The sequence below is a fragment of the Arthrobacter sp. AFG20 genome (genome assembly GCF_002892795.1).
Lineage (GTDB): Bacteria > Actinomycetota > Actinomycetes > Actinomycetales > Micrococcaceae > Arthrobacter.
This window is the reverse complement of the sequence record NZ_PJMC01000005.1, coordinates 212,910-225,123: the sequence shown is the minus strand read 5'-3', so window position 1 is coordinate 225,123 and position 12,214 is coordinate 212,910. Positions and strand designations below refer to the sequence as shown.

At 67.0% G+C, this 12,214-nt stretch carries 13 protein-coding genes; 3 read left to right on the top strand and 10 right to left on the bottom strand.

What is annotated here, in order from left to right; all coding sequences use genetic code 11:
* Positions 1-6: 6 nt before the first annotated feature.
* From nagB to CXZ05_RS08025, 6 genes are all read right to left on the bottom strand, one after another.
* Positions 7-789 carry a glucosamine-6-phosphate deaminase gene (nagB, locus tag CXZ05_RS08050; RefSeq protein WP_102972081.1) on the bottom strand — a complete coding sequence of 261 codons (783 nt, stop codon included), beginning with the start codon at positions 787-789 and terminating at the stop codon, positions 7-9.
* Positions 790-886: 97 nt separating this feature from the next.
* Positions 887-2,458, bottom strand: coding sequence for a transporter (locus CXZ05_RS08045; protein ID WP_102972080.1), 1,572 nt, complete (start codon positions 2,456-2,458; stop codon positions 887-889).
* Positions 2,440-3,204, bottom strand: coding sequence for an ABC transporter ATP-binding protein (locus tag CXZ05_RS08040; protein ID WP_102972079.1), 765 nt, complete (start codon positions 3,202-3,204; stop codon positions 2,440-2,442). Before CXZ05_RS08040 ends, CXZ05_RS08045 begins: the two co-directional genes overlap by 19 nt.
* Positions 3,205-3,286: 82 nt before the next feature.
* Positions 3,287-4,384 (bottom strand): NADH:flavin oxidoreductase/NADH oxidase, encoded by a 1,098-nt coding sequence (locus CXZ05_RS08035; protein ID WP_102972208.1) that lies wholly within the window; start codon positions 4,382-4,384, stop codon positions 3,287-3,289.
* Between the two features lie 5 nt (positions 4,385-4,389).
* Positions 4,390-5,367 (bottom strand): tetratricopeptide repeat protein, encoded by a 978-nt coding sequence (locus CXZ05_RS08030; RefSeq protein WP_102972078.1) that lies wholly within the window; start codon positions 5,365-5,367, stop codon positions 4,390-4,392.
* An 81-nt stretch (positions 5,368-5,448) separates the two neighbouring features.
* A complete protein-coding gene (locus CXZ05_RS08025) occupies positions 5,449-7,203 on the bottom strand; it encodes a hypothetical protein (RefSeq protein WP_180987320.1) in 1,755 nt (584 codons plus the stop codon).
* A 192-nt stretch (positions 7,204-7,395) separates the two neighbouring features.
* Here CXZ05_RS08025 and CXZ05_RS08020 point away from each other — a divergent pair, with 192 nt between their 5' ends.
* A complete protein-coding gene (locus CXZ05_RS08020; protein ID WP_102972076.1) occupies positions 7,396-8,763 on the top strand; it encodes an AI-2E family transporter in 1,368 nt (455 codons plus the stop codon).
* A gap of 47 nt (positions 8,764-8,810) precedes the next feature.
* Here CXZ05_RS08020 and CXZ05_RS08015 read toward each other — a convergent pair whose 3' ends face one another.
* On the bottom strand, positions 8,811-9,611 hold the full coding sequence (locus CXZ05_RS08015) for an alpha/beta hydrolase (RefSeq protein WP_102972075.1): 801 nt from the start codon (positions 9,609-9,611) through the stop codon (positions 8,811-8,813).
* Positions 9,612-9,663: 52 nt separating this feature from the next.
* Positions 9,664-10,020, bottom strand: coding sequence for an ATP/GTP-binding protein (locus CXZ05_RS08010; protein ID WP_102972074.1), 357 nt, complete (start codon positions 10,018-10,020; stop codon positions 9,664-9,666).
* A gap of 138 nt (positions 10,021-10,158) precedes the next feature.
* Here CXZ05_RS08010 and nucS point away from each other — a divergent pair, with 138 nt between their 5' ends.
* Together nucS and CXZ05_RS08000 are read left to right on the top strand one after the other, a co-directional pair.
* Positions 10,159-10,854: an endonuclease NucS gene (nucS, locus tag CXZ05_RS08005; protein ID WP_102972073.1), complete on the top strand. Its 696-nt coding sequence runs from the start codon at positions 10,159-10,161 to the stop codon at positions 10,852-10,854.
* Positions 10,855-11,150: 296 nt separating this feature from the next.
* Complete coding sequence (locus CXZ05_RS08000; protein ID WP_003804766.1) at positions 11,151-11,354, top strand: cold-shock protein; 204 nt, start codon at positions 11,151-11,153, stop codon at positions 11,352-11,354.
* A 132-nt stretch (positions 11,355-11,486) separates the two neighbouring features.
* On the opposite strand, the gene CXZ05_RS07995 is transcribed toward CXZ05_RS08000, so the two are convergent.
* Both CXZ05_RS07995 and CXZ05_RS07990 read right to left on the bottom strand, forming a co-directional pair.
* Positions 11,487-11,918, bottom strand: a complete 432-nt coding sequence (locus CXZ05_RS07995; protein ID WP_102972072.1) for a DUF2550 domain-containing protein — start codon at positions 11,916-11,918, stop codon at positions 11,487-11,489.
* A gap of 10 nt (positions 11,919-11,928) precedes the next feature.
* On the bottom strand, positions 11,929-12,213 hold the full coding sequence (locus CXZ05_RS07990) for a F0F1 ATP synthase subunit epsilon (protein WP_102972071.1): 285 nt from the start codon (positions 12,211-12,213) through the stop codon (positions 11,929-11,931).
* Between the last annotated feature and the right edge of the window lies 1 nt (position 12,214).

Here is a 12,214-nt window from a genome sequence, read left to right as displayed (position 1 = left end):
TTCGGGTCAGAGGCCCTGCCACGCCGGTTTGTGGTCAAAGGTGTGCCGGTAGTAGTCGGCGAGCTTCAGTGACGACGCGGCGGCCTCGTCCACCACGATGGAGGCATGGGGGTGCAACTGCAGGACAGAGGCAGGGCAAATAGCGGCAAGGGGCCCCTCCACGAGATCGTGGACGGCCTGCGCCTTCTGGGCTCCGGTGGCCAGCAGGATCGCGTGCCGCGACTCGAGGATGGTGCCCAGCCCCTGGGTCACTACGTGGTGCGGAACCTCTTCGAGGCTGTGGAAGAAGCGGGCGTTGTCGCGCCGGGTCTGCTCGATGAGCGACTTGATCCGGGTGCGGGATGCCAGCGATGACCCCGGCTCGTTGAAGCCGATGTGCCCGTCGGTGCCCAAACCCAGAAGCTGCAGGTCGATGCCGCCGCGCTCCCTGATCCGGTCCTCGTAGGCCCGGCAGGCCGCCGGGATGTCCGCGGCACTTCCGTCCGGTCCGAGGACATTCCCGGGTTCGATGTTGACCCGGTTCGCAAAGTCGCGGCGGATCACCTCCCGGTAGGACTCGGGGTGTCCGGGTTCCAACCCCACGTACTCATCCAGGGTGAACCCGTAGGCATGGCTGAAGTCCAGGCCGGCCTGTTCGTGGCGCCGGGCGAGTTCGTCGTAGACCGGCAGCGGCGATGATCCCGTGGCAAGCCCCAGCACGGCGTCGGGCTTGCTCCGCAGCAGGCCTTCCACCGCGTCCGCCACGAGGGAGGCAATCTGCTTGCCGCCCGGAAGTATGACGACTTCCATTTCCGGCCTTTCTCTCAGGTGTCCTGCTAGTCAACCACGGCGGGTCCCCGCCCCGCAGATATATTCGGCCGGCAGGGCATTCAGCTGCTGCCTGTTTTCAGCGGTTGACCGTGACCTGGGCCAGGAGCTCCGGGCTGCGGGCATCGAGCCAGCGCCCGCCCACCCGGACCCCCAGAATGAACAGTGCCGCGCCGAGGACAGGGCCAAGCGCCAGGTTGATCCAGCCGAACAGCGGATCACCGGTGAGTACCTGCGCCAGGACCAGTCCGGCCTCCGGGAGGACCAGCACCAGGAGGACACCCATCCCGCCAAACTGGACGGCGAGGGTCTGCCCCACGTTGCCGGGCGGCTTCTTGAACGGGCTGTCGCCGGGAAGAGGCACGGCAATCGTGTAGCGGGCGGACACCACGGACGACAGGCCCAGCCCGGTCAGCAGCACTCCCACGGATATCCCCAGGATGGAGGGCCACCACGCCCAGTCCCGCGTGATGAAGAACGGCACAGTGGCGAGGACCAGCACCGTTGGCAGCGCGAACGCCAGGCAGGCCAGCGCGCGCCCGAGCCGGTCATGGACACCCCGCACGCCGGCGGCCAGGTGCAGGGCAAATGCGGTGTTGTCGTACGACACATCCCCCGAGATGGACCAGGCCAGCAGGAACGCGGTGAGCGGCCCGGTGATCATCAGCACGCCGTAGTCGTTGGTCTGGCTGCCTTGGAAGGCCAGGACGACCGGCAGCAGCGGAATGACCACCAGCGAGCCTGAGTACCGGGGATCACGGAACCAGTAGGTCAGGGCCCGTGCGGTGATGGCACCGGTCGGCGTGCCGGGCAGGAGCGCGAAGAGCCCCAGTCGCCCGCCCTTCCGGCGGCTGCTCCCGGCAAAGGGGGGCGTGACCAGTGCGCGTTCGAGCAGCAGCTTCCAGCACCAGGAAAGCCCGGCGAGCGTGGCCACGGCGATGAGCAGCTTGAGTCCTGCCGGGCCCGTTTGCCCCCTTTCCAGGTCGCCGCCCAAGGACCAGGCGGCCCCCAGCGGCGTCCAGGAAATCCTGCCGGCCAGCTCGGACAGGAAGGCTCCGGAACCCGCCATCCCCTGGAAGATGCCGGCGGTGATGGGGCCGAGGAGGACCAGGGGAACCATGAAGGCAATCCCGCTGACGTCCTTGAAGCGCCGTGAGGCAGCCAGGCTTGCCGTGGCCGTTGTGACGACGCGGGAGAACACCACACAGGTGAGCACGCCCAGGAGGGCTCCGACCAGCGCCCCCACCGCTGGCAGCACACCGCGCGACCAGGTGACCACAGTTCCCAGAGCGACGAGCAAAGTGGCCAGTCCCGGGAGCCCGATGAGGCCGCCGAGTGCGAGGCCGGCCAGCAGCTGCGGCATGGGCACGGCCGACGTCGTGAACCTCGCTGGGTCCAGCGTCATGTCCACGGCCGAGGCAATGACGGGCACAATCCCCCAGCCCAGCAGGGCGGCCGCGCCGCCGAGGACCACCACGGTCTGGGCCAGGTCCGGATCCTCCTGACGCAGGAGGACCAGCAGCACCACACACATGCCCACGATGCCCAGCGCATACAGTCCGCCAAAGGCCAGCCCCACCAGCTGCCACGGGCTGCGCTTCAGACCGTTCCGCAGCAGCGTGAGCTTCAGCCTCAGAAGGTGCGCAACCACTCGAGCCCCTCCGTCCGGCTCCTGCCGCCCACAAGCTGCACGAACCTGTCCTCCAGGCTCACGCCGGCCCGCACCTGGTCCACCGTTCCGGCGGCCAGGATCCGGCCGCCGGCAATCACCGCGACGTGGTCGCACATCCGCTGCACGAGATCCATCACGTGGCTGGACACGATCACGGTGCCGCCCGTGGCCACGTACCTGTCCAGGATGTCCCTGATGTTGGCGGCGGAGACGGGATCCACGGATTCAAAGGGCTCATCCAGCACGAGGACTTTCGGAGCGTGTATCAGCGCGGAGGCCAGCGCGATCTTTTTGGTCATGCCGGCGGAGTAATCCACCACCAGGGTGCCCGCGTCCTGGCTGAGGTCCAAGGCTGCGAGCAGCTCCCCCACCCGGGCAGCCACCACGTCCCTGTCCATGCCCCGGAGCAGGCCGGCGTAGGTGACCAGCTGCTCACCGCTGAGCCGGTCAAAGAGCCGCACCCCGTCGGGCAGGATGCCCATCAGTTTTTTGGCCTCCAGCGGCTGCGCCCAGACGTCCACCCCGTGGACCACCGCCGTTCCGAAGTCCGGGCGCAGAAGGCCCGTGGCCATGGACAGGGTGGTGGTCTTGCCGGCACCGTTGGGTCCGACAATGCCAAAGAAGGAACCGGCGGGAACGTCGAGGCTGATGCCGTCCACCGCGATTTTGGTGCCGAATCGCTTGGCAAGCCCCCTGATCGAGAGGGCTGTTAAGGGAGTGCTCATGCACTTACCCTAGCCGCGGCCTGCAGCCAGGGGGATCCTCCGGAAGGAGTAGAAACTCACGGCGAGGGGCGCCTGAAAGCTGTCAGAACGTGCGGCGCGGCACGGCCCGTTCGTACTGCGGCGCCCAGCGCAGGTCGTGGCCGAGTTCAAAGGCGGCCCGGAGCCACCAGTGCGGATCCCGAAGGGCCGCCCGGGCGATAAAGACGCCGTCGGCCTGTCCGGTGGCCACCACATGTTCGGCCTGTCCGGGGGACGTCAGCAGCCCGACGGTGCCGGTGGCGACTCCGGTTTCGCGGCGGATCCGGGCGGCGAATTCGGTCTGGTAGCCCGGCCCGGGCTGGATCTGCTGGTGCGCCACCGCCCCGCCGCTGGACACGTCGACCAGGTCCACTCCCCGCTCGGCGGCCTGCGCGGCCAGGCTGACCGAGTCCTCGACGCTGATTCCGCCCTCTGCCCAGTCGGTTGCCGAAATGCGCAGCAGTAGCGGCATGGACTCCGGGATGACAGTGCGGACGGCGTCGATGACAGCCATGGTCAGCCGGTTACGTCCCTCCGCATCGCCTCCCCAGGCGTCCGTGCGGTCGTTGATCAGCGGGCTCTGGAACTGGTGCAGGAGGTAGCCGTGGGCGCCGTGCAGCTCGATGGTGTCGAAGCCGATGTCGACGGCGCGGGTCGCTGCGGCAGCAAAATCCGCGATGACGCGCTTGATGTCATCCTCTGTCATGGCCGCCGGCGGCGCGTAACCGTCGAACGCCTGGGTGCCCGGACCCACTGTTTCCCAGCCGCCGTCGGACGCCGGAACCGATCCGCTCCGGCCGGAAAACGGCCAGTACGTGGACGCCTTCCGTCCGGCATGGGCGAGCTGGGCACCGATCTTGGCGTCGGCGACACCGTGGCGGTGCACGAAGCGGACGATCCGCTCCCAGCCCTCCGCCTGCTCGTCGTTGTACAGCCCCGCGTCGCGCGGGCTGATGCGCCCTTCGGCGTTGACCGCCGCGGCCTCGGTCAGGATGAGGGCCGCTCCCCCGGCGGCGAATGATCCGAGGTGCATGAGGTGCCAGTCGCTGGGCACTCCGGGGGCCTCGCCTGGTTCGCAGCTGTACTGGCACATCGGCGAAACCCAGCCCCGGTGCTGCAGTTCCAGGGAGCGCAGCGTCAGCGGCTGGAACAGCGCGGGCACCGCCACTAAAAGAGCACCCGTGCCAGAGCCTGGCGGGCCTTGCCCACGCGTTCGTCCGTGGTTCCGACAACTTCGAACAGCTCGAGCAGGCGCACCCGGGCGGACTCTCGTTCCGGGCCGAAGTTCCTGCCGATGAACGCGACCACGCGGTTCAGGGCGTCCTCCACGTGGCCGCCGGCGAGATCAAGGTCAGCGATGCCCAGCTGGGCCGTCAGGTTGTCCGGTTCATCCGCGGCAAGCTGGCGCAGCGCCTCGCCCTCAGGTCCGGAAAGGCTCTGCAGGCGTTCCATCAGTTCCACCTGCGCCAGGCCAGCCTTTGCCTCCGCATCCGCCGGCATCTCGACGAGCGCCTGCCGGTAGGCAGCTGCCGCAGCGGCGTAGTCACCCTCTTCGATTGCGTCGAAGGCCTTCTGGTGAAGCGGCGGCAGAGGGGCAGGAGCGGGTTCCTCGGATGTGCCCGCGCCGCCGCCGACGTTGCCCGTCACACCGTTGGCAGCGGCAACCGTGAGCAGTTCGTCCAGCACGGGCCGGATTTCCTGCTCGTCGGCGCCGCCCTGGAAGAGCGGCACCGGCTGGCCCTTGAGCACGGCGACGGCGGTGGGAACGGCCTGCACCTGGAACGCCTGGGCCAGTTGCGGGAATGCTTCAATGTCCGCGGCGGCGAGGACCAGCCGGCCGCCGTAGCTCTGGATGATCCGGTCAAGCGCATCCAGCACACCGGTGGATTCGGGCGAATAGGCGGCCCAGAGGGCAAATACCACGGGCACCTGGGCGGACAGCTCCACAAGGCTCTGGAAGTTCGCCTCGGTGGCGTCCACCCGGAGGGCGGGTCCGCCGTCGGCCTGTTGGGAAGCAGGGGCGGCGGTATTGCCCGGAGGCGCCGGCGGCGCCGGGCGCTGCTTGAGCGAGGAGAGATCGACGGCGCCACGAAGGTTAAGCTGGCTCGCGGCCGAAGGGACAGGGCGGGAAGCTGGCGAACTCATAGCTCCCACTCTAGCCACAAGAGCGGCCGCGGTAAGCACCGCGGCCGCTCCAGTGACGGCAGGTTTACGGAAAGCCCTTGCCTACTTGAAGCTGGCGCCAACCAGTCCGCGCGTGGCAGCGACGAGCTTCATCGGATCCTTTGAGGCGGCCGGCGGCACATAGACGGCCACGGATTCGGCGAACTTCAGCACCATCCCGGTGGTGGTCTCCTTGCCGCCGGCGAGGACGGCCGCATCATTGCCGATGGACAGCTTGTCGCCCTCTGCCTTGGGGGTGCCGTCGAAGTTGAAGGTCAGCCGGCCAAGGACCAGGGCCCCGCCGTCCTCGGTCCGGAACACGACAGTGCTCTCAGGAACAACCTTGTGCGTGAACGCGAACTTGCCGTCGACGCCGTCCTTCACGATGTCAGCCTGGTAGGACAGCGTGTCCGCGATGTACGGGGAGGATTCCCCTTCAACCAGCTTGCTCTTGAACGTGGAGTTGGACTTGGTCAGCCGGTCGGCCAGGCCGGCGAGGGCTTCCTGCCCGCTGTAGAGCAGGCCGGACTTGTCGTCAGCGGCAAGCGACTCGGTGCCCCCGCGCACGATCGCGGGGAAGGTGGTTCCGGGCTGCAGCGGTGACGTGCCCACGAGCTTGTAGTTTTCCCGCGGCGAGTTCTGCACGAGCGTAAGCAGCTGCGGCACAACGTTGCCTTCACCCTGCGTGACGGCCATGACGGAGCGCGGCCATTCACGCTTGTCCGTGACCACCGTCGTCAGGAGCTTCGTGGAACGCACGGGCATGCGCGCGTCATAGGAGGCCACGCGCGACCTGATCTTGTAGTTCTGGGTGCGGACCTCCAGTTCCGTTCCGGCAACGCGGGCGGCAAGCTTCTTGGCGTCCTTGGCGGCGTCGCCGGCGTCGGTGGCGCTGGCCACCTGCTCCAGGATGCGGCGGAACTGGGCGTCCAGGACCACCGGCGTGCCGTTCCCTGCAGGGGCAGCAGACGCGGGTGCTCCGGATTCGCTTGCAGTAGAGGCCGGGGCGCTGGCCTGCGCGGCAGCTGCGCCGCCGGCGAGGACCGCGGCGGTGGTGGCCGCGACCACCACGCTGAGCCGTGCGGAGGAGGACCGTTCTCCGGCCTTGGCCGCCGCCTTGGCGCGGGCGCGCCGGGCAAACAGGCTGCCCTGCTTGTCGCTGGCCTTGCCGGCGGCCCCGTTGTCGGAGGACCCGCCGTCGCGGGGCGCCGCGCCCTTGGGCTTGAGGACCAGCAGCGCACCGCCGGCGATAATCAGGAGCCCGCCGAGAACCATGAGCGGCACGGCCCACGGCATGGAGGTGTCATTGGGGAACGTCATGGAAATGGACGACGGCGCGGGCTTCTTTCCGTCTGCTGCGAGCAGCAGGGACCAGTCGCCGTCGGCCGGGGCGGACCATGTGTAGTCCATTTCGCCGCTGGCGTTCTCGGTGCTGACCCAAAGGTCGGAGCCGGCAGGCGACGGCGCGCTGGCTTCGCCGTCGGTGTGCTTTACCTGCAGCGACTTCTTGTCGTCCGAGAGTCCGGTGACGGTGTTGTGGGCGGTCTTGCCCACCCAGGCGTCGACGTCATCCGGGCGTCCTGCCGCGAGCAGGAAGCTGCCCTCACCCTTGACCTTGATGGTGACCGTTCCGCCCTCGAGGGTGCGGAGCTTCTGGTCGATAACGGTCAGGGGCGCGGCTTCGCCGGCGGAAGCCGTTGCCGTGACCGTCTCGGCGGGGGCCCAGAAGGTCTTCTGCCCGATGCCGGCCAGCAGTGTCAGGAGGCCGAGCAGCACAAGTGCAACTGCAGTCTTGAAACGCAAAGGAATACCTATCATCAGCGGGGGTTTACCTCCAATAGTAACCGTTTTGTTACCAATAGGCCGGATCGGGGGCATTAGGGCCCCGGCTGCCGGTCCAGCGAAACGCCGCGCGCCCGGCTATTCACAAGGCTGCTGATAGTGTTTGCGATGATCATCACATCCGGCCCGCAGCCGCGGCGCCACGCACGGTAAAGGCATCAAAAAGCAGTGACTGAACACACGGATCCGTCCATGCGCGGCCCCGAAGATCTGCCCGACGCCGACTCCCCCCAGAGCCTGCCGGCGCCACAGGACACTGGTGCACACCATGCGGCAGACCACAGCACCGCGCCACAGCCCGCCCCGCACCATAAGCCGTTAAGGACGAAGAGCGGTCCCGCCGCCCTGGGTGCCGTGCTGAGACGCCTGCGCCAGCCGATCCCCGGCGCCCAGCCGAGGCTCCGGTTTGAATTCCCGCCGGAGCATCCCGACAACTTCGTGACGGAAGACGCCGGCGAACCCGCGGCCACCGAGCGTTTCGGGTCCCCCGGGCCCCGCATCTCGGCCCAGCACCCGCTGTACCTGGGATTCATGGGCACCGTGGGCGTCGGCCTGGCCCTCCTGGTCTACTGGATCGGCTCCCACACCACCCAGCTCCTGCTCTGGATCGTCGCTGCCCTCTTCATCGCCCTCGGCCTGGACCCGGTGGTGCGCTGGCTGGAGGGCCGGAAGATTCCCCGACCCGCCGGCATCCTCGTGTCGGTCTCCGTGCTGATGCTCGCCGTCGTCGGCTTCTTTGCCACGCTCATCCCCACGATCGTGGAGCAGGTCACCGAGCTCGTGCAGCAGGCCCCGGTGTGGGTGCGCGACTTCATCAACTCGGATTTCTTCCGGACAGTGGACAACCAGTTCGGCGTGCGCGACCGCATCACGGAGGAACTGGACAAGTTCGTTAAGAACCCGGAGGCGATGAGCGGCATCTTCGGCGGCGTCGTCGGCTTCGGTTCGACCGTGGCCAACGGCCTCTTCGGCACCCTGATCGTGCTGGTGCTCAGCCTTTACTTCCTCGCCGCCCTGCCCGCAATGAAAAAGTGGGGCTACCGGCTGGCACCGCGGTCCCGGCGGGGACGGGTCGAGGCGCTGTCCGAGGAAATCAGCCGCTCCGTGGGCAACTACGTCATCGGCCAGGCGGTGGTCGCCCTCCTGAATGCCACCTTTGCCTTCATCGTCATGTCCATCATCGGCGTGCCGTTCGCCGTGCTGCTGACGTTCGTCGTGGCGCTGCTGGCCTTCATCCCCCTGGTGGGCGGGCTGATCGCCGGCGTGGTGGTCATCCTGATCACGCTCACGCTGGGCTGGCAGTCAGCCCTGGCCTACGCCATCTGCTACTTCGCCTACCTGCAGTTTGAGGCGTACTTCATCTCACCGCGCATCATGCAGAAAGCCGTGGCGGTGCCCGGCGCCGTTGCCGTCATCTCGGTGATCGCAGGAGGCAGCCTGCTCGGCGTCCTGGGGGCGCTCATTGCCATCCCGACGGCGGCCGCCATCCTGCTGCTCATCAAGGAGATCTACATCGTCCGCCAGGACAAGCACTAGACGCAGGCAAGCACTAGACGCAGGCAAGCACCAGACGCAGGCAAGCACTAGACGGCGGCGGCGGCCACCGGCCCTTCCCATTCCTGCGGCAGGCCATCGGCTCCCGCGCCGTCGCGCGTAACGACATCCACGATCTCATTCAGCACCCGGGCCGCCTGCTTCTCCCCCACCCAAAGGTGCTTGGCGCCGTCGACCCCCACCACCCTGGCCTGGGGCACAAGGCCGAACCGGGCCTCTGCGGCGGCGGGCCGGAGGTAGTCGTCGTGCTCGGGCACCAGGACGGTCAGCGGCTTGCCGGCGGCCGCCCAAAGCAGCAGGTGCTCGTCGGTGGCGCGGTGCAGCGGCGGGGACAGCAGCACTGCGCCCTCCACCTGGGAGGCCACCGGTTCCACGGCGCCGTACATGAGGGCGAGTTCGGTGCCGAAGGACCAGCCCACGAGCCAGCGGTTGGGCAGTCCCCGCTCGACGGCGAAGCGCACCGCCGCCTCCACGTCGTACCGCTCGCCGATGCCCTCTTCAAACGCTCCGTCGCTGGTTCCGCGCGGCGAGGACGTGCCCCGGGTATTGAAGCGCAGTACGGCCACCCCGGCCAGCGCCGGCAGCCGGTAGGAGGCCTTGCGGTACACGTGGGAATCCATGAAACCGCCGTGCGTGGGCAGCGGGTGGAGGGTGATCAGCGTGGCTGCGACCGGACCCGATTCCGGCAGGGCCAGTTCGCCCACCAGCGTGTGGCCGTCCTCGGTGCGGATTTCGATGTTTTCGCGCCGGGCGGGAAGCACCGTGGAGGCGCGGATCGCGGTGGCTGCTGATGGCTGGCTGAAAACGTACGACGCCGGGTCAAAAGTCATGCGCACCAGCTTATCTTCCGGCCGGGTTGCTCCCGACACCGGTCACCGGGCGTTACCGGTACCGGAAGTTACGGGACGTCCAGCAGTTGCTGTGCCAGTGGCGCCGCTCGGCCAGCCCCACGGCAGCTCCGAACAGGTGGTCGTCCGCCCAGACCACAAGGTGGGCGATTCCGGGCAGTACAGCGGTGGAGCAGCCCGGGCAGATGTACGTCTTCTCGGCCTTGCGCGCCGTGATGGAACGCACCATCCAGTCGCCGTCGGGCGCGCTTTCCCGGCGGGCGATTCCCGCGCGGGCCCGCTCCAGGTCAAGTTCCGGGGCGGGACCTCCGCCGTGCTTTCCTCCGCCCGGGGTGTTTCCGGCCGCACCGCGCCCGGCTTTGGGGCGGCGGGGACGGTTGGAGCGGGGCATGCCTCCATTCTGCCTTAGCCGATCCCCTGCCCTCACCCGCATGACACTGGGCTACTGGCCGCCAGGGTCCCGCCCCTGGCGGCCACTGCAGAGAAGGCGCAGCAGGGAAGGCTCTGCAGAGAAGGTATGGTGTAGGGCGTGCGTCTCGTCATAGCCCGTTGCTCCGTTGATTATGTTGGCCGGCTCAAAGCCCATCTCCCCCTCGCCACCCGGCTCCTGCTGGTGAAGGCCGACGGTTCGGTCCTGGTGCACTCCGACGGCGGCTCCTACAAGCCGCTGAACTGGATGAGCCCGCCCGCCGTTCTCCGCGTCACCTCCCCGGAGGACGCCGACGTCGAAGTTGGCGTCGTCGAGCAGTGGACAGTCCAGTCGGCCAAGACGGACGACAGGCTCATCATCAACATCCATGAACAGCTTCACGACAGCTCCCACGAACTGGGACAGGACCCCGGCCTGATCAAGGACGGCGTCGAGGCCGACCTGCAGCGGCTCCTCGCCGACCAGATCGAAACCCTCGGGGAGGGGTTCTCCCTGATCCGGCGGGAGTACTTTACCGCCATCGGGCCAGTGGACATCCTTGCCCGGGATGCCGGCGGCGCCACGGTGGCCATTGAACTGAAACGCCGCGGGGACATCGACGGCGTGGAGCAGCTGACGCGGTACCTTGAACTGCTCAACCGCGATCCCCTGCTGGCACCGGTGCGCGGCATCTTCGCCGCCCAGCAGATCAAACCGCAAGCCAGGGTGCTCGCCATGGACCGCGGCATTGACTGCGTGACCCTGGATTACGACGCCATGCGGGGCGTTGACGACGTCGAGTCACGGCTCTTCTGACCGTACTTTCCAAGCGGCGGGGCCGTAACGGAATGGGTGATCAGGCGTTTACTCGGGATTTGCCCAAAATTTGGCGTAATTCGCGTTTTGACCGTTGACCAGACGGTTTGCCCATGAAATTCTTGTATCAGTCTTTGTGTAGGTGTTTTTCATGCTCGCAAGACATGTTGCGAGCGCGAAGCTCCTGCAACGCAATTCCGGTTATCGGGGGTGCAGGCCAGGATTCTTCTCGCGGAGTAACCAAGACCAGTACGAGGTGTGCTGGCCTTATAAAGTTCCATACTGAGGAGAAATAAATGGCACAGGGAACCGTCAAGTGGTTCAACGCTGAAAAGGGCTTCGGCTTCATCACCCCGGACGACTCCGATGGCGATGTCTTCGTTCACTACTCCGAGATCCAGACCGGTGGTTTCAAGACCCTCGACGAGAACCAGCGCGTTCAGTTCGAAATCGGCCAGGGCGCCAAGGGCCCCCAGGCCACGGGCGTAACCGTCGTCTAATTTGTCTCAAAATAAATGATCCTCGGCATCCGTGCCGGGGATCATTTTTTGTGTCACTAATGTTTTCAGATCTTGAAATATTTGCGCCGCCTCATTGGCGCGCCCTGCCAGGTCAGGCCGGTGCGGGAGCCCTCAGCGCCAGGTCCCCACGCCGATGACCGGCCCGGCTTCAAGCCACGAGGACAAACCTGTGTAGGCGTCGAACTTCATGGCCAGGAAGACATCCTCCCCCTCGTACCGAAGCTCCACGATCACCACATCGGGCTGCACCTTGACCAGTTCCGCCTCTGTGGGTTGGCGCCGGCCCAGCAGCTCAAGGGAACTCCGTTTGAAGCGGTGGCGGGGCCGGACGCTCAGGGACAGCAGTTTGAACCACTCAAGCTCATTGTCCTGATAACGACAAACCCCCATCCGCCAGCTCTTTCCAGCCGTACGAATGGAGGCGTCCACCGTGCCCAGGGCGCGCCGCAGGTTGAAGCGGCGCACCCCAAACAGGCACAGTGTAAAAATCAGCACCGCAAGCACGGTTGCTATGGCGATGAACGGAAAGGAAGTAACGTCCATCAGGGTTGTGCTATCGGATCCCCGCAGTGGCCGCGTCACCCAGTTGGGCGTTGTCAGCAACAATTACAACGCGGTTGTTGTCGACAGAGAAGAACCCGCCGTCAACATCTACGACAATGCGGTCGCCGGAAACCGGCTCGATTGCCAGCTGTCCCTCGGCCAAAATCGCCAGCACAGGCGAGTGGCCGGGCAGGATTCCGATTTCACCATCGCTGGTGCGGGCCTTGACCATCTTGGCCGCCCCGGACCACACGAAGTGGTCCGCTGCGACAATCTCAACCTCAAGCTCAGCCATA

What these genes read in the sequence shown, in the direction of transcription:
- CXZ05_RS08030 (WP_102972078.1), bottom strand. Translation starts at nt 5,367, where the DNA reads ATGAGTTCGCCAGCTTCCCGCCCTGTCCCTTCGGCCGCGAGCCAGCTT.
- CXZ05_RS08025 (WP_180987320.1), bottom strand. Translation starts at nt 7,203, where the DNA reads ATGATAGGTATTCCTTTGCGTTTCAAGACTGCAGTTGCACTTGTGCTG.
- nagB (WP_102972081.1), bottom strand. Translation starts at nt 789, where the DNA reads ATGGAAGTCGTCATACTTCCGGGCGGCAAGCAGATTGCCTCCCTCGTG.
- CXZ05_RS08040 (WP_102972079.1), bottom strand. Translation starts at nt 3,204, where the DNA reads ATGAGCACTCCCTTAACAGCCCTCTCGATCAGGGGGCTTGCCAAGCGA.
- CXZ05_RS08000 (WP_003804766.1), top strand. Translation starts at nt 11,151, where the DNA reads ATGGCACAGGGAACCGTCAAGTGGTTCAACGCTGAAAAGGGCTTCGGC.
- CXZ05_RS07995 (WP_102972072.1), bottom strand. Translation starts at nt 11,918, where the DNA reads ATGGACGTTACTTCCTTTCCGTTCATCGCCATAGCAACCGTGCTTGCG.
- CXZ05_RS08015 (WP_102972075.1), bottom strand. Translation starts at nt 9,611, where the DNA reads ATGACTTTTGACCCGGCGTCGTACGTTTTCAGCCAGCCATCAGCAGCC.
- CXZ05_RS08010 (WP_102972074.1), bottom strand. Translation starts at nt 10,020, where the DNA reads ATGCCCCGCTCCAACCGTCCCCGCCGCCCCAAAGCCGGGCGCGGTGCG.
- CXZ05_RS07990 (WP_102972071.1), bottom strand. Translation starts at nt 12,213, where the DNA reads ATGGCTGAGCTTGAGGTTGAGATTGTCGCAGCGGACCACTTCGTGTGG.